At 67.5% G+C, this 15,068-nt stretch carries 13 protein-coding genes; 5 read left to right on the top strand and 8 right to left on the bottom strand.

Features of this window, described 5'->3' with window-relative positions; genetic code table 11:
* Positions 1–7 precede the first annotated feature (7 nt).
* From F0P95_RS14090 to F0P95_RS14080, 3 genes are all read right to left on the bottom strand, one after another.
* The gene (locus F0P95_RS14090; RefSeq protein WP_182334755.1) at positions 8–820 is read right to left on the bottom strand and encodes an SEL1-like repeat protein; all 813 of its coding nucleotides are present in this window, start codon (positions 818–820) and stop codon (positions 8–10) included.
* Positions 821–935: 115 nt separating this feature from the next.
* Positions 936–2,900 carry an alpha/beta hydrolase family protein gene (locus tag F0P95_RS14085; RefSeq protein ID WP_182334754.1) on the bottom strand — a complete coding sequence of 655 codons (1,965 nt, stop codon included), beginning with the start codon at positions 2,898–2,900 and terminating at the stop codon, positions 936–938.
* A 150-nt stretch (positions 2,901–3,050) separates the two neighbouring features.
* Positions 3,051–5,792 (bottom strand): TonB-dependent receptor plug domain-containing protein, encoded by a 2,742-nt coding sequence (locus tag F0P95_RS14080; RefSeq protein ID WP_182334753.1) that lies wholly within the window; start codon positions 5,790–5,792, stop codon positions 3,051–3,053.
* 448 nt (positions 5,793–6,240) lie between these two features.
* On the opposite strand from F0P95_RS14080, the gene apbC reads away from it, so the two are divergent.
* The gene (gene apbC, locus F0P95_RS14075; protein ID WP_425515877.1) at positions 6,241–7,095 is read left to right on the top strand and encodes an iron-sulfur cluster carrier protein ApbC; all 855 of its coding nucleotides are present in this window, start codon (positions 6,241–6,243) and stop codon (positions 7,093–7,095) included.
* A 106-nt stretch (positions 7,096–7,201) separates the two neighbouring features.
* Positions 7,202–7,774 carry a dCTP deaminase gene (dcd, locus tag F0P95_RS14070; protein ID WP_054666666.1) on the top strand — a complete coding sequence of 191 codons (573 nt, stop codon included), beginning with the start codon at positions 7,202–7,204 and terminating at the stop codon, positions 7,772–7,774.
* Positions 7,775–7,846: 72 nt separating this feature from the next.
* Here the strand turns inward: dcd and F0P95_RS14065 are convergent, their stop codons facing one another.
* The 3 genes from F0P95_RS14065 to F0P95_RS14055 are packed head-to-tail and all read right to left on the bottom strand — an operon-like array spanning position 7,847 to position 9,123.
* Entirely contained in the window at positions 7,847–8,014 is a 168-nt protein-coding gene (locus F0P95_RS14065; RefSeq protein ID WP_162838910.1) for a LiaI-LiaF-like domain-containing protein, read from the bottom strand.
* A gap of 30 nt (positions 8,015–8,044) precedes the next feature.
* Entirely contained in the window at positions 8,045–8,467 is a 423-nt protein-coding gene (locus F0P95_RS14060) for an HIT domain-containing protein (protein WP_054666665.1), read from the bottom strand.
* Positions 8,464–9,123, bottom strand: a complete 660-nt coding sequence (locus F0P95_RS14055; RefSeq protein ID WP_182334752.1) for a dienelactone hydrolase family protein — start codon at positions 9,121–9,123, stop codon at positions 8,464–8,466. The genes F0P95_RS14060 and F0P95_RS14055 overlap by 4 nt, the downstream gene beginning before the upstream one ends.
* A gap of 142 nt (positions 9,124–9,265) precedes the next feature.
* Between F0P95_RS14055 and rimO the strand changes: the two genes are divergently transcribed.
* Both rimO and F0P95_RS14045 read left to right on the top strand, forming a co-directional pair.
* Positions 9,266–10,627: a 30S ribosomal protein S12 methylthiotransferase RimO gene (gene rimO / locus F0P95_RS14050; protein ID WP_182334751.1), complete on the top strand. Its 1,362-nt coding sequence runs from the start codon at positions 9,266–9,268 to the stop codon at positions 10,625–10,627.
* Positions 10,624–11,487, top strand: coding sequence for a DUF3025 domain-containing protein (locus F0P95_RS14045; protein ID WP_425515876.1), 864 nt, complete (start codon positions 10,624–10,626; stop codon positions 11,485–11,487). The genes rimO and F0P95_RS14045 overlap by 4 nt, the downstream gene beginning before the upstream one ends.
* Before the next feature lie 154 nt (positions 11,488–11,641).
* Here the strand turns inward: F0P95_RS14045 and greB are convergent, their stop codons facing one another.
* Positions 11,642–12,148, bottom strand: coding sequence for a transcription elongation factor GreB (greB, locus tag F0P95_RS14040; protein WP_182334750.1), 507 nt, complete (start codon positions 12,146–12,148; stop codon positions 11,642–11,644).
* A 102-nt stretch (positions 12,149–12,250) separates the two neighbouring features.
* On the opposite strand from greB, the gene F0P95_RS14035 reads away from it, so the two are divergent.
* Positions 12,251–13,711 (top strand): rhomboid family intramembrane serine protease, encoded by a 1,461-nt coding sequence (locus F0P95_RS14035; protein WP_182334749.1) that lies wholly within the window; start codon positions 12,251–12,253, stop codon positions 13,709–13,711.
* A 45-nt stretch (positions 13,712–13,756) separates the two neighbouring features.
* Here the strand turns inward: F0P95_RS14035 and F0P95_RS14030 are convergent, their stop codons facing one another.
* A complete protein-coding gene (locus F0P95_RS14030) occupies positions 13,757–15,049 on the bottom strand; it encodes a DUF4013 domain-containing protein (RefSeq protein WP_182334748.1) in 1,293 nt (430 codons plus the stop codon).
* Positions 15,050–15,068 lie beyond the last annotated feature (19 nt).

The raw sequence follows: 15,068 nt of genomic DNA, 5'->3' as shown, positions 1-15,068 counted from the left end.
TGGGGGATCAGGGCTTGTCGCCCATCCGGGGCATCGCGTCCTCTGTTTTCGGTTCCTCCGCATCGATGATCGGGGAAACCTCGGGAATGCGGCTTTCCGGCTTGGGCTGCTCGACCTGGGTCAGTTCGCCCACGTCGACCTTGGCGATACGCGGTTCCATCCAGATGTCGTCATGCCACTGCAGGTACTTGTCCGGATTCCAGTAGCGCTCGTCGTAGAACTTGGAGCCATCGATCGCTATGCCTTCGCCGTCTGGGCCGGGAACATAGATCTTGAGATTGCCGACGGTACCCAGCCGGCTGCCGGTCATGCGCATGCGCTCGCGCCGCAGCACGGTGGCCAGGCGAGGCTTGGCGGCCTCGTCGCCATAGGTTGCGTAGACGGTCCGCCCTTCTTCAACGGCGCGCGCGCGTTGCTGCTCGTCCAGCCTGGACCAGTAGCGCTCGCGCAACCCGGCGAATCCCTTGTAGCCCCGCTCGGCGGCCAGGTCCATCCAGGCATAGGCCAGGGCCGGATCGGCCTCGGTTCCCTGGCCGTTCCACAGCATCTCAGCGACCATGCCCTGCGCCGGCTTGTCTGCATAGTAGGCGGCGCGCTTGAAGAACTCGAAGGCTTCCTTGGCCTTGCCGTCGCGCATGCGCTCCAGGCCCAGCAAGCGGTAGCGCAGGTCAGGGTGGCTTGAGAGAAAGCCCGCGGTGGTCATCAGCGGATCGCGGGTAGGGTCCGGCGGCGCTTTGCCTGGTTGGGCGGCACTGGCGGTCGGTGCGGCCGCGATACAGGCCAGCAGCAGAGCCGCCGCCAGCGATGACTTCACTGTCATGTGTACTTGTTCCTGTGTGGGCGGCCGTGGGAGTGGTCGCAGTCCTGCTAGGTTTGCAGATCACCCGGGGCAGGACACCTGCCATCAGTTGGGGCCGATGGCAGGTGCGGCGACCTCAGCGCTTCCCGCCGATGTGCCGGTTGAAGAAGCCGAGCATCTCGCTATAGAGGTTGAGGCGTGCCTCGTCACCATAGAACCCGTGCATTTCGCCCGGCTGGATGATCATGCCTTCGGGCGGGTTGCCGGCCGCGGCCAGGGCTTTGCCCATCAGCTCGGTCTGTTCCGGCACCGCGCGCGCATCGCGGGCGCCGGCTGCCAGGTAGACCGGGATCTTGACTTCGGCGGCACGCTGCGCCGGCGAGGCGCGGGTCCAGTCGGCCTTGTCGCTGCCGTGGGTCCGGCGCAGGTAGCGCAGGCCCGAATCGCGTGCGGGGATGTCACCCTTGGTGAACAGCATCGGCACGTCGTAGACACCGACGTAGCCGAAAGCGCACTTGAACAATCCCGGCTCCCGGATCGGCGCCATCAGCGAGGAATAACCGCCGAAACTGCCACCGTAGATGCAGATCCGCTCCTTGTCGACGTAGCCACGGTCGATGGCCCAATGGGTGGCGTCGAGGATGTCGTTCTGGATGCCTTCGTCCCACTGGCGATGGCCCGCGTCCTGGAACTCCTTGCCGTAACCGCTCGAGCCGCGGAAGTTGACCTGCAGCGTGGCGTAACCGCGGCTGGCGAACAGCTGGGCTTCGGGGTTGAACGACCAGTCGTCGCGCGGGCCGATCGGGCCCCCGTGCGGATTGACGATCAGCGGCATGCGCTTGCCTTCCGATTCCTGCGGGAGGGTCAGGTAGGCATGGATCAGGCGCCCATCGCGTGCGGTGAAGGAGAACGGCATGGTGCGCGCCATCTTCTTCGGGTCGATCTGCGGCCTGCGTGCCAGCAGCGGACGGGCCGTGCCGGCGTCGCGGTCGAACAGGTACAGCTGGCCGGGGTTGTGGTCGCTGGTCACCGAAACGAGGATTTTCCTGCCGTCGTTGGTATAGCTGGCGAAATCCACCTTCTGTCCCTCGAACGCCGAGGCCAGGGACATGTACAACGCGGCGTCGGGGTGTTCCTCGTCCAGCAGCGTGACCTTCGGGGCGCCGGCCTCGGTCACCACGCCGAGCAGGGTGGTCTGGTCGGTGGACCAGATCCGTTGCGATACCTCCGCTACCGGGTCGCTGAACAGCTGCGTGTACTCGCCGCTGCTGGTATCCAGGGTTCCGATCGAAGCAGGCGATTTGTTGTCGCTCTGCATCGCGTAGACCGTTCCGTTCTCGGTGGTACGCAGGACGCTGAGGTGCTTGCCCGCGGTCTTGGAAGCATTGACCAGTGTCCACGACTGGTCGTCGCGGCGATACAGTTCGGTTCGTTCCTCGTACTCGCCGAACTCGTCGCGTGTCGAGGAACAGACGGCAAATCGCGGCTGCTTGGTGGCATCCAGCGTGACGCTGCAGTTTTCCTTGGGGGCCCGGCCCAGCGATGTCCGGCGGCCGTTGAGGACGTCCATCTTCACCAGTTCGGTACCGACGCCCTCGCTGGAGCGCGCGCTGGTCGCCTCCATGATGACGTACTGGTCGTCGTTGCGGAGCGTATCGACCAGCGAATAGCGCTCGTTGCCAACGGCCTTGCTTGCCTGGGTGGCGTCGCGGGTTCCATAGAACACCAGCGGCCGCGGTTGGCTGCCATCGGCGTTGACCGCAAACCACTCGCCAGTGCTGAACGGCTGGGCGTAGCCGCCCATCTTCTTGATGGCGGTGAACATCAACCGCTCGCCGCTGACCCAGTGGAAGTCGCCGATGCTCTTCTTGTCGGGCAACTGGTTGATCTTGATGGGGCCCATGTCGGCGGTGCGGAGTACCACCAGCACGTCCTGCTCGCCCTTGTCCACGGTCATGGCCAGATACCTGCCATCAGGCGAGATCTTGGCGGTTCCGTATGCGGGGCGGCCGACGAAGTCGGCGATCGGCTGTTGGGCGGTTGCCAGGGCCGGCGCGATGCAGGCCGCCAGGCACAGCAGTGCCTTGCTGCGAATTCTCATGTGTGCTCCTTGCAATCTTCTGTCTCGAAACAGAGACGGGGCTGGCGCGGCGTGCCGCCAATGCGGGCGTTGCTGAAGTCCCCGCGTGCGCATGAGAGAAAGCCCGGCGGGGGCCGGGCTTTCTCCTTGTTGCCAGGTACTCTCGTACGATCAGAACTTGTAGTTCAGCTCGGCCGAGATCTGGCGGCCCACTGCCGAGTAGGCGCGCCAGAAGTACGGGTACGAGTTGAAGGTGTCGTCGTTGCCGCCGGCCTTGTCGAACAGGTTGACGACCTGGATGCCCACCGAAGCCTTGTTGGTGATCTTCTTGTTCACCGTCAGGTTCCAGGTGAAGTACGGCGAGACGCGGCCGGTTTCGGCCCAGTTCGGCAGCGAGCCGGCACGGGTGCCGTACACCGAGGCGCTCCAGTCGTCCTTGCTCCACGCACTGTTCAGGGTGACCTTGCTGCGGTAGTTGAAGTACTGCAGGTCGTCACGGGCGTTGTGGAGTTCGCTGTCGGGCAGGTCACGCTCTTCCAGCTTCAGGACATGGGTGTACTTCATGCCGAAGGAGAAGCGGCCCCAACGATCGGTGTCGAACTTGTAGTCCAGCGAGGCGTCGATGCCCGAGGTGCGCATCATGGCCTGGTTGAACGGAACCGACAGCTTCTCGGTCACCTTGTTGGTGCCCAGGTCGGTGTTGTCGCGGGTGATCAGGCTGGTGAAGTACTTGCACGCCTGGGAGTTGCCGTCGACCGGATTGCCGTTGATGTCCTTGCCCAGGAGGCAGTCCGCTTCGTTGCGGAACAGGTAATCGGAGTCGATGTCGGAAACCGCGCCTTCCAGCTTGATGTTGTAGTAGTCGACGGTCATCGCCAGGTCATCGATGATGTCCCACACGAAGCCGACGGTGAACGACTTGCCGGTCTCTTCCTCAAGCGCGCGGCTGCCCTGGCGGGTGCTGAACACCTGGTAGTAGTAGTCGGTGTTGCCGGTGCAGGCGGTGGACTTGGGGTCCAGGTTCGCCTGGCGGCAGCGCAGCTGGTCGACGATGTAGGAATACGAGCCCGACGGACCGGCGAACACGTAGTGCATGTCCGGCGCGCGGAAGCTGGTGGAGTAGTTGCCGCGCAGCAGCAGGCTGTTGAACGGACGCCATTCCAGGCCGGCCGACCAGGTGCCAGCGCCGTCGACGTTGGTGACGTCGTCGTACTTGTCGAAGCGGCCGGCCACGCTTGCCTTCAGCGAATCGAAGATCGGGATGCTGAGTTCCAGGCCCATCGCGTAACGGTCGCGCTCGCCGCCGCCGCCGGTGGCGGTCAGGTTGTAGATCTTGTCGGCACCGGTGTAGGTGACGGTGGAGCGGATGTCCGGATCCAGGGTGTACTCCTGGGTCGCGGCTTCCACCACCAGCGCCGCACCCAGCGGGCCGGCCGGCAGGTCGAACAGGTCGCCGCTGATGGTGAAGCTACCCGTGGTGTTCTTCGACGAACCGCTGTTGCGCACGTTGGTGATCAGCGAGTTGTAGACGTCCGGGGTCAGCGGGCTGAACAGGCGATCCACGTTCATCTTGTAGATCGGGTAGCTGCCCTGCATGCCGTCCTGGGGGCCCAGGAAGTAGTCGTTGATCTTGTTGGTCAGGAAGCGCGGGCGGGTGGTGTCGTAGTCGAACCTGGAGTGCGAGATGCTGGCATCCCAGTCGAAACGGTCGGCGATGATGCCGCGCACGCCACCGACCACGTTGATCGAGGTTTCGTCATAGACGGTGGCCTGCGGGCCGCCGACTTCCTCCGGGGTGAAGATGCGCTGGGCCTGGACGTATCCCAGGGTCCGGTCGTAGACGTAACCCGGGGTCTGCCAGAACTGCGTGGAGCTGTAGCCCTTGTTGGTGCTGTCGGTGACCAGCGCCTGGGCGTATGCCTGCAGGCCATTGCTGAAGTCATAGGTGCCGGCGACGTAGCCCGAGAGCTTGTCGAACGAGTTCTGCACCGACTGGGTCGCCGGGTAGCCGAAGTAACCGCAGCGGTTCGGGGTGCTGTTGGAGACGCTGGCCGAGCTGTTGTACGGGGTGAATTCGGACGAGGTGGCCGCGCAGGCTTCACGCAGGTTCTTCACCGAATTGTTGATGCTGCCGTCGCTGCCCTTCCACACGTACTGCGCGCCGGTATTGCGGTACAGGTACACGCCGCTGGTGGCGGTGGCGAAGTCCGGGCGGCCCTTGAAATCCGGGTTGTCGTAGTACGAATCCATGAAGTCGCGCTGCGACGCCTGGATCTCTTCACGGTTCAGGTACTCGGCCGCGTAGGTCACGCTCCAGTTGTCGCCGCTCTTGCCGCCGGTGAACTGGAACAGGCCGGTGTCGCCACCGCCACGGGTGGAGGTGCCGGCGCGGATCTTGACCGCGTTGCCGTCGTAGTTGCTCTTGGTGATGATGTTCACCACGCCGGCCACGGCGTCGGAGCCGTAGATGGCCGAGGCGCCGCCGGTCAGCACTTCGATGCGCTCGACGGCCGCACCCGGGATGCTGCTCAGGCTGACCGCGTTCGAACGGCTGTTGTAAGGCTGCGGATAGTCCGCCATGCGCTTGCCGTTGATCAGGATCAGGGTATAGCCCGGACCCATGCCGCGCATGTTCAGGAACTGGGCGTTCGGGGTGAAGCCGCTCTGGGTCAGCTCGTTCTGCACGTCGCCGGTGATCTGGCTCAGGGTGGTGAGCGCCTCATAGACGGTGTTGAAGCCTTCCTTTTCGATGTCCGCAGCCGTCAGGACCACGACAGGAGTCGGGCCTTCGACGTCGGCACGCTTGATGCGGGAGCCGGTGACCGTGACCTTGTCGAGGTTCGTGGCGCGCTCGGCGGAGGCGTTGCCGGCCTGAGCGGTTGCGTCCTGCGCGAATGCGGCGGGGGCGCTCATTACGCCCAGCAGGGCGCTGGCCAGAACGGTACGCTTGAATGTGGTTTTGCGAATCACTTTAGTGAATCCCCTGAAGTTGGCTAGGATGACAGCACCGGGCCGGAAGCGTTCCGGAATCACGGGAGTAGCTGAACGGCAGCCGGCTGTAGGTTGAACGTAACATGACTTTAACGATATGTGCACGTTGTCGCGGCAAGTTATGCACATTTTTTTTATGTGAACAGGTATAAGAGCTGCGAATTCTGTTCCAGCGTCGAGCTCAAACGCCTGTAATGACAGGCGCCGGCATTGCCACAGGGGCTTCCGGCACCGACGTGATGATTTTTGTGCATATCAGGCCGCGGTTTTTCGCCGATGCGGTGCGCATTGGCGGCGTGCGCGGGCAACCCGCCTGGCACGGCGGGCATGGCTGCTACCATTTCCGGCCCCCCCAGTACGGTCCTTGATCATGTCCCAGCCAATGTCACGGGTTGCCGCCCATGCCGTCCAGAAGGGCCTTTCGCCCCATCCCCGCATCCGCAACGTCATTGCCGTGGGCTCCGGCAAGGGCGGGGTCGGCAAGTCGACGACGGCGGTGAACCTGGCCGTGGCGCTGCAGCAACTGGGCGCGCGGGTGGGGGTGCTGGATGCCGATATCTACGGGCCCAGCATGCCGGCGATGCTGGGGCTCAGCGGGCGCCCGGAGAGCCCGGACAACAAGTCGATCGAGCCGATGCGGGCGTTCGGGGTGGAGACCATGTCGATCGGGTTCCTGGTCGAGCAGGATTCGCCGATGATCTGGCGCGGGCCGATGGCGACGTCGGCGCTGACCCAACTGTTCAACGACACCCGCTGGGACGACCTGGACTACCTGCTGGTCGACCTGCCGCCGGGCACCGGCGACATCCAGCTGACCCTGGCGCAGAAGATCCCGGTGGCCGGCGCGGTGATCGTGACCACGCCGCAGGACATCGCCACCCTGGACGCGCGCAAGGCGCTGAAGATGTTCGAGAAGGTCGAAGTGCCGGTGCTGGGCATCATCGAGAACATGGCGGTGCATACCTGCTCCAGCTGCGGCCACGTCGAGCACCTGTTCGGCGAAGGCGGTGGCCAGCGCATGGCCGCCCAGTACGGCGTGCCGCTGCTGGGTTCGCTGCCGCTGGAGATCGGCATCCGCGAGCAGGGCGACGCCGGCACCCCGATCGTGGCGGCAGCGCCTGATTCGGCGGCCGCCAAAGCCTATGTGGCCGCGGCGCGGCGCATGGTCGAGGAGCTGGGCAAGCGTCCGCGGGCGGGCATTCCCATCGTTTCCTCGCTGGTCTGAACCGGCCGCCGCGACGACCCGGCCGCCATGCCGGGCGCCGGGCTTGGGCTAGAATCGCTGTCCCTCCGGCCTGCGGGCCGGGTTCCATCGCCACCAGGAACGTCGAATGAGCATCAAGAGTGACCGCTGGATCCGCCGCATGTCCGAGCAGCACGGCATGATCGAGCCGTACGAAGCCGGGCAGGTCAAGCAGCTTGATGGCCAGCGCATCGTCAGCTACGGCACTTCCAGCTACGGCTACGACGTGCGCTGTTCGCGCGAATTCAAGGTGTTCACCAACATCAACTCGACCATCGTCGACCCCAAGCACTTCGACCCGAAGAGCTTCGTCGACATCGAGGCCGACGAGTGCATCATCCCGCCGAACTCGTTCGCGCTGGCGCGCACGGTGGAGTACTTCCGCATCCCGCGCGACACGCTGGTGGTGTGCCTGGGCAAGAGCACCTATGCGCGCTGCGGGATCATCGTCAACGTCACCCCGCTGGAGCCGGAATGGGAAGGCCACGTGACCCTGGAGTTCTCCAACACCACGCCGCTGCCGGCGCGCATCTACGCCAACGAGGGCGTGGCGCAGATGCTGTTCTTCCAGGCCGACAAGGACGACGTCTGCGAAACGTCGTACCGCGATCGCGGCGGCAAGTACCAGGGCCAGACCGGGGTGACCCTGCCGCGTACCTGAGCGCGGGACCCTGCGGCACGCGAAAAGGGCGCGGAATTCCGCGCCCTTCGTGTTTCCATCGGTCGCCGGGGCCTACTTGCCGCGCCCGAACAGCATGCCGATGCCCACGGCCACCAGGATGGCCGGCCACCAGGTGGCCAGCATCGAGCCGATGTTGCCGTTGATCCAGCCCAGGTTCTTGGCCAGGAAGAACAGGCCGACGACGATCAGGATCAGGGCGGCGATCAGGTTGGAGCGCATCGACTTGCGGGTCCTTGGATGAAGTGGCGGCTATCGTAGCCGCTGGCGCCAGATTTCGACACGCTCGGCCAGCACCCCGGGGTCGAAGCGCTGCGCCGGGCCGCTGCCCCAGACCGGACCGGGCCAGGCGGCATCGCCTTCGTGGCGGCCGACCAGGTGGATGTGCAGCTGCGGCACGATGTTGCCCAGCGCGCCGATGTTGAGCTTGGTGACGTTGGGTTTCTGCTTCAGGTGGCGCGAGACCTGGTTGATCTCGGCCAGCAGCAGGCGCTGCTGGCTGCCGTCCAGGTCGATCCACTCGCTGGCGCCGGGGACGCGCGGGACCAGCACGACCCAGGGGAAGCGGTCGTCGTTCATCAGGCGGATCTGGGACAGCGGGCCGTCGGCGATCAGGACGCTGTCGGCGGCAAGGCGGGTGTCAAGCTCGAAATCGGACGTCACAACTTCGGTCATCGCAGGTTCTCGCTGAGGAAGGCCAAGGTGCGTTCGCGCGCCAGCGCGGCGCTCGGAGCGTGGTAATGCGCGCCGACCTCGCGGTTGAAGGCGTGGCCGGCCGGGTACACGTATACCTGCATCGACGGTTGCTTTTCACGGTGCGCTGCAACGGCAGCCGGTGGGATCGAGGGGTCCTGCGCGCCGAAATGGAAGATCGCCGGGGCCTTGAACGGCGCATCCAGGAACGGCACGTTGCGTGCGCCGTAATAGCTGGCCGAGGGCAGGCCAAGCCGCTGCGCGGCGAGCAGGGCGATGGTGCCGCCCCAGCAGTAACCCACGGTCCCGACCCTGCCGTGGCCGGCCAGGGCGCGCGCGGCGGCATCGACGATGTCCACGGCGCGGTCCACGCCCAGCGCGTCCGCCAGCGCCTTGCCCCGGGTGGTGCCGGCGGCGTCGTAGTCCAGTTCCAGCCCCGGTTCGAGCGGGTCGAAGAACGCGGGGGCCAGCACCGCGTAGCCCTCGCCTGCGTACTGGTCGGCGACGTGGCGGACATGGGCGTTGGCGCCGAATATCTCCTGGATCACCACCAGCCCGCCACGCGCGGGGCCGTCGGGCAGGGCCTGCCAGGCGCGTACCGGGCCATGGGCGGTTGCGAGGGTGATCCAGTGGTTCATGGGCGACTCCGTGGCGCGCGGGGAATGATCGATGCCCATGTTAAGGCCGCTGCCGGGTAGCGCCGGCACCCGGCCGGTATAATCGCCGCCCTCACGGCCCCGCGGCCATTCCGGCCCCGGCCCTACAGAACCGCCAGACCCCATGTCCCAGCTGAACCCAAAAGTCGGCTTCGTCAGCCTTGGCTGCCCGAAGGCCCTCGTCGATTCCGAGCGCATCCTCACCCAGTTGCGGGTGGAGGGCTACGACATCGTGCCGTCCTACGACTCGGCCGACGTCGTGGTGGTCAATACCTGCGGCTTCATCGACTCGGCCGTGGCCGAATCGCTGGACGCCATCGGCGAGGCGATGAACGAGAATGGCAAGGTCATCGTCACCGGCTGCCTGGGCAAGAAGTCGGAGATGATCCGCGAGCATTACCCGGACGTGCTGTCGGTGTCCGGGCCGCAGGACTACACCAGCGTGATGGACGCGGTGCATGCCGCGCTGCCGCCCAGGCACGACCCGTTCGTGGACCTGGTGCCGGATTACGGGATCAAGCTGACCCCGCGCCACTATGCGTACCTGAAGATTTCCGAGGGCTGCAACCACCGCTGCAGCTTCTGCATCATCCCGTCGATGCGCGGCGACCTGGTGTCGCGCCCGGTGGAGGACGTGCTGCGCGAGGCCGAGCGCCTGGTCAAGGGCGGCGTGCGCGAACTGCTGGTGGTGTCGCAGGACACCTCGGCCTACGGCGTGGACCGCAAGTACGCGCCGGGCACCTGGCGCGGCAGGGAGTACGCCACGCGCATGAAGGCGCTGTGCGAGGGGCTGTCCGAGCTGGACGCATGGACCCGCCTGCACTACGTCTACCCGTATCCGCACGTGGACGACATCGTGCCGCTGATGGCCGAGGGCAGGGTCCTGCCGTACCTGGACATCCCGTTCCAGCACGCCAGCCCGCGCATCCTCAAGCTGATGAAGCGCCCGGGCGCGGTCGACAAGACCCTGGAGCGGGTGCTGCGCTGGCGCGAAACCTGCCCGGACATCACCGTGCGCTCGACCTTCATCGTCGGCTTCCCGGGCGAGACCGAGGCCGAGTTCGAGCAGCTGCTCGAGTTCCTCGATGCCGCCCAGCTCGACCGCGTCGGCGCCTTCGCCTACTCGCCGGTGGAAGGGGCGACCGCCAACCAGCTGCCGGACCCGGTGCCTGAAGCAGTGAAGCAGGAGCGTCTGGCCCGTTTCATGGAAAAGCAGGCGGCCATTTCCGCGGCCAAGCTCGAGGCCAAGGTCGGCAGCGTGCAGCAATGCCTGGTGGACGCCATCGAGGACGGCATCGCAGTGGCGCGCTCCAAGGCCGATGCGCCGGAGATCGACGGCCTGGTGCATATCCAGAATGCCGACGCGGCGGGGCTGCGCGTGGGCGATTTCGTCGACGTGGACATTACCGACAGCGATGAGCACGACCTGTTCGGCGACGCGCGCGTCAGGCCGGCCGCCACGCCGTTCGACCTCAAGGTGCTGTGACCGGCCAGCCGCGTGGCGCGCGCGCGGCGCAGGACGATACCGGCGCCGGCATCGGTCCGGATCGACGGCGCTTCGTCGCGCCGCCGCGCGGGCAGGTCGATCCGGCGTGTTTCGGGCATCCGTTGCTGGAGTGCGATGCCGCTCACCGCGCGCTGCTGGCGGCGACGGAATGGCCGGATATCGATGCGCTCAACGCGGCGCTGCCGCTGCCTGGGCGGCGCTTCGTGGTGCAGGACAAGGCGCTGCTCGGCGATGGCCTGCACTATGAAACGCGCATCGCCGCGCAGGGGCGCATCGCCACCCGCCCGGAGAACTGGCACGACCTGTTCAACGCGCTGGTCTGGGCGCGTTTCCCGGCGATCAAGTCGGCGCTCAACGCGCGCCAGTGCCTGCATATCGACGCGATGGGTCCGCAGCGGCGCAACCGTGCGCAGCAGGCGCTGACCCAATTCGACGAATGCGGGGTGATCGTACGCATTGCCGACCCGGCCCTGCTGCCGCTGTGGGATGGCCATCGCTGGCACGCGCTGTTCGCCGCGCAGGCCGCACGCTGGCATGACGGCGGCATCGGCGTGGCCGCGGTGATCGGGCACGCGCTGATGGAGCAGGTGCTGGTGCCCGGGCGGCGCCTGGTCGGGCGCTGCGTGGCGGTACACGGCGCGGACGATGCGGCCTGCGTGGCGCGCGTGGCCGCGGCGATAGCCGCCGGCGAGATCCTCGGCGATCCGCTGCAGCTGCGTCCGCTGCCGCTGGCCGGGGTGCCGGGCTGGCAACCGCGGCAGGATGACGCCTTCTACGCCGAAGCCGGCTATTTCCGGCCGCTGCGCGAAGGGCGCACGTACCCCGCGCCGCTGCGCTGACGCATCCCGGGTTCGTCGGCCACGATCCGCTCGACCGCGCTCGCGGGGGATGCCGGACAGGCGTGCAGTCCCGGTGGCCTGGCCGGCGCGAAGCCGGGGGCGGGGCCCGGTCGCACGGCCGTTGCGGGCCGGCGCGCGGTGCCGTGGCGGGGCATCACCCGGCGTCGTAGTCGATGCCGATGATGGCGAACCCCTGCCGTCCGCCGGGCAGTTCCACCTCGAATTCGTCGTCGATGCGCTTTTTCAGCAGCGCGCGGGCCAGCGGCGAATCGATGCTGATCCAGCCAGCGGTCGCATCGGTTTCATCCGGGCCGACGATGCGGTAGACGTGGACCTGGCCGGACTGGACGTTCTCCAGTTCCACCGTGGCGCCGAAGAACACCGCCTGCGGGTCGCTGGGGCGGGTATCCACCACGCGCAGCGCTTCCAGGCGCTTGCTCAGGTAGCGCACGCGGCGGTCGATCTCGCCGAGCTGCTTCTTGCGGTAGGTGTACTCGGCGTTCTCCGAGCGGTCGCCTTCGGCCGCGGCGGCGGCCAGCGCCTTGACCACTTCGGGCCGGCGCTGGCGCCACAGCTCGTCCAGTTCGGCCTTCAGCCGCGCATGGCCCCGGGCGGTGATCAGGGCGGTACTTTTTTCTGCAGGGGGGCGCCAGCGGCTCATTGCGATGGAACATCGGGAAGACCGGGCGCATGGTAGCCGCGCACGCTTGCGCCAGGCCAATCGATGGCCGAAGCTGCGGCGCATCGACATGGATGCCGGACGATGCTGATCCTGCCGTTGCACAAGCCGTTCACGCTGGCGACGCTGCCACTGGTGACGCTGCTGCTGGTCGTGGCCAATGCACTGGTCTATTTCGGCTGGCAGCTGGGGGACGCGCGCCGGCTCGAGGCGGCCCAGGCCTGGTACCTGCAATCGGGGCTGGGCGGGTACGAAGTGCCGGCTTACGAAAAATACCTGCGGCAGGCCGCACGGCGCGATGCGCTGGCCGCGTTCGAGGCCCTGCCGGAAGCGCGGCGCGCCGGCTTCGTGGGCATGTCCACCCTGAGCGACGTGGCGTTCGTCACCGCGATGGAGGAGGGGCGGCTGCTCGAATCGGCACAACGGCATGCCGCCTGGCAGGCATTGCGTCGGCCGTACCAGGCTCGCCTGGACGAGGTGTTCACCCTGCGCCACGTCATGCGCAGCTCCGAGTGGTCGCCGGCGCGGATGTTGTCCTCGGCGTTCCTGCATGGCGGGTTCATGCACCTGCTCGGCAACATGCTGTTCCTGGTCGTCCTGGGGCTGTTGCTGGAAGGCGCGCTGGGTGGGTGGCGTTTTCTCGGTGTCTACCTGCTGGGCGCGTTCGGCGCCAGCCTCGCCAGCCTGTGGTGGCGCTGGGGGGAGAGTGGCAGCGGGCTGGGGGCGTCGGGCGCGGTTGCCGCGCTGATGGGGGCGTTCTGCGTGGTCTGGGGGCGGCGCCCGGTGCGCTTCTTCTACTGGTTCGCGGTGGTGTTCGACTACGTGCGGGCACCGGCGATCTGGCTGTTGCCGCTGTGGCTGGGCTGGGAGGTCTACAACCTGCTGGCCAACACGGACGCCGGCATCGGCTTCGATGCGCATGCCGGCGGACTGGTCTGCGGCGCCGCGCTGGGCGGCCTGCTGGTGGCCACGGGCCAGGTCCGCGAGGATTACATGGCCGACGATGCGCGCGCGGGAGCCATCGTCGACGGACGCTGGGAGCAGGCGCTGCAGCACATGGGGCGGTTGCAGAATGGCGCCGCCGAGCGGCTGCTGGGCGAGCTGGCCGGCGAGCAGCCGCAGCGCCTGGACGTGGCGGTCGCGCGCTACCGGGTGGCCTGCAACGCCGGCCGCCCCGCCGATATGCAGGCCCGCGCACTGGATGTGCTGCGGCTGGATGCCGGTGCGGACGCCGCAAGCCAGGCGGTGCAGCACCAGATCGCAAAGACGTGGCTGGCCGGGGCCATGCCGCTGAACGCCGAAGCCGGGCGGCTGCTGTTCGAGCGCTGCCTGGCGGCCGGGTGGCTGCGGGAGGCCGAAGCCGCGCTCGAACGCGATACGCCGCGCCCCGGCGGCGAGCCGGCGCAGGCATGGCTGCGGCTGGCATTGCGCCACGGCGAGCTGCACGCCCGCGAGCAACAGCGGCGCCTGCTGGCGCTGCTGGAACGGCGCTACCCGCAGGCGCCACAGGCGGCCAAGGCGCGGTTCCTGCTGGAGAACGACTAGCGCCGTACCCGGTGCCCGGGCACGCCGGTCGTCAGCGGGCGGGGCTCATGGCGGATCGCACACCGGTTCCCGGGGCGTCCGGGGCCGCAGGGCGTCGCGCGCGCTGGCGAGCCGGTGGCGCTGCGCGTCGTCGTCGCAGCGCGCAAGCGCATCGTCCAGCAGCTGCAGGGCTTCGGCGTCGCGGTTGTAGCGTTCGCCAAGCAGCATTGCGGCCTGCAGCGCCCACTGCGGCGCCTGGGCCGCACGTGGCCAGGCCCGCAGCATGGCGCGCAGCAGGTCCATCTGCAGGGCGAACTGGCCGCCCATGGCGGCGCGCGCGGCCAGCAGTTCGGCCTGCTCCGGCTCGGCGGGCGTGAAGTCCGGGTCGTGTTCCAGTATTTCCCGCAGCACGCTCATCGCCACCCGTTCCTGCTTTTCCATCAGCAGCCGGCTGATGTACTGGCGGCCATGCTCGCGCAGTTCGCCGGACGCGCCGTCGCGCACCAGTAGCCGCTGGTAGAGCGCATGTACGGGCAGGCCCACCGCGCGGCTGCGGATCGCGCCGCGCAGCGTCTCCAGCGCTGCCTGCCGGTGGCCTTCGCGGATGAAGTGTTCGGCCTCGTCCAGCAGCGCGCGATCCGGATCGTGGCGCGACAGCGGCTCGGCGGCGCCCTCCGGGTCGAAGCCGAGCACGCCGTGGTACTGGTAGACCAGGTAGCCCAGCAGATGGAACGCGGAGAACAGCCCCCAGATGGCGAACAAGTTCAACGCGAGCTCGCCGACGACCGGTGGCATCCACGCGTGCAGCCAGCGCCCGGCGGTCAGCGCGCTGGCCTGGATCACGAACAGCAGCAGGAAGGCCGCCAGATACGGCCAGCCGATGCGGGTGGCCAGGGCGATCGACGTGGCCGGGTTGGCGGCGGTGCGCAGGCTGCCATCCAGCGCCAGCGAAATCACGCAGCCGGGCTGCAGGAATACCACAACCGCCAGCGCCAGCAGGCCGGCGACCGGACCGAGGAACACCGTCATCGCGACCACGAAGATGCCCATCAGGATCATCAGCCCGAGCAGGCGCAGCACGGTGCCGTCGCTGCTGCCCAGGGTGTGCTCGGGCGAGCGCATGCGGCCATTGGCGGTCTCGCGCAGGATCTCGAACGCGTAGCGGTAGATCGCCACCCAGGTGATGAGGTTGAGGATCCAGCCGATGCCCGGCAGCAGCTCCAGCAGGGTGCACAGGGTCAGCGCGACCAGCGAGTACAGCGCCGGCCCGCGCAGCGGGTACAGGGTGATGGCGCGCAGCCGCTGCCAGAACGGCTGCGGTGCGTGTGCGGGTGCGCGGGTGCGCAGGCGGTCTTCCATGATGTCCCCTTGTGCGTGC

It is taken from the genome of Stenotrophomonas acidaminiphila, from assembly GCF_014109845.1.
Lineage (GTDB): Bacteria > Pseudomonadota > Gammaproteobacteria > Xanthomonadales > Xanthomonadaceae > Stenotrophomonas > Stenotrophomonas acidaminiphila.
Note: the sequence above shows the minus strand (reverse complement) of the source record. Positions and strands in the feature narration are given on the sequence as shown.

Bases quoted from the DNA above. Each gene is read 5' to 3' on its own strand.
- F0P95_RS14090 (WP_182334755.1), bottom strand. From the start codon at position 820: ATGACAGTGAAGTCATCGCTGGCGGCGGCTCTGCTGCTGGCCTGTATC.
- F0P95_RS14085 (WP_182334754.1), bottom strand. From the start codon at position 2,900: ATGAGAATTCGCAGCAAGGCACTGCTGTGCCTGGCGGCCTGCATCGCG.
- F0P95_RS14080 (WP_182334753.1), bottom strand. From the start codon at position 5,792: ATGAGCGCCCCCGCCGCATTCGCGCAGGACGCAACCGCTCAGGCCGGC.
- apbC (WP_425515877.1), top strand. From the start codon at position 6,241: ATGTCCCAGCCAATGTCACGGGTTGCCGCCCATGCCGTCCAGAAGGGC.
- dcd (WP_054666666.1), top strand. From the start codon at position 7,202: ATGAGCATCAAGAGTGACCGCTGGATCCGCCGCATGTCCGAGCAGCAC.
- F0P95_RS14065 (WP_162838910.1), bottom strand. From the start codon at position 8,014: ATGCGCTCCAACCTGATCGCCGCCCTGATCCTGATCGTCGTCGGCCTG.
- F0P95_RS14060 (WP_054666665.1), bottom strand. From the start codon at position 8,467: ATGACCGAAGTTGTGACGTCCGATTTCGAGCTTGACACCCGCCTTGCC.
- F0P95_RS14055 (WP_182334752.1), bottom strand. From the start codon at position 9,123: ATGAACCACTGGATCACCCTCGCAACCGCCCATGGCCCGGTACGCGCC.
- rimO (WP_182334751.1), top strand. From the start codon at position 9,266: ATGTCCCAGCTGAACCCAAAAGTCGGCTTCGTCAGCCTTGGCTGCCCG.
- greB (WP_182334750.1), bottom strand. From the start codon at position 12,148: ATGAGCCGCTGGCGCCCCCCTGCAGAAAAAAGTACCGCCCTGATCACC.
- F0P95_RS14035 (WP_182334749.1), top strand. From the start codon at position 12,251: ATGCTGATCCTGCCGTTGCACAAGCCGTTCACGCTGGCGACGCTGCCA.
- F0P95_RS14030 (WP_182334748.1), bottom strand. From the start codon at position 15,049: ATGGAAGACCGCCTGCGCACCCGCGCACCCGCACACGCACCGCAGCCG.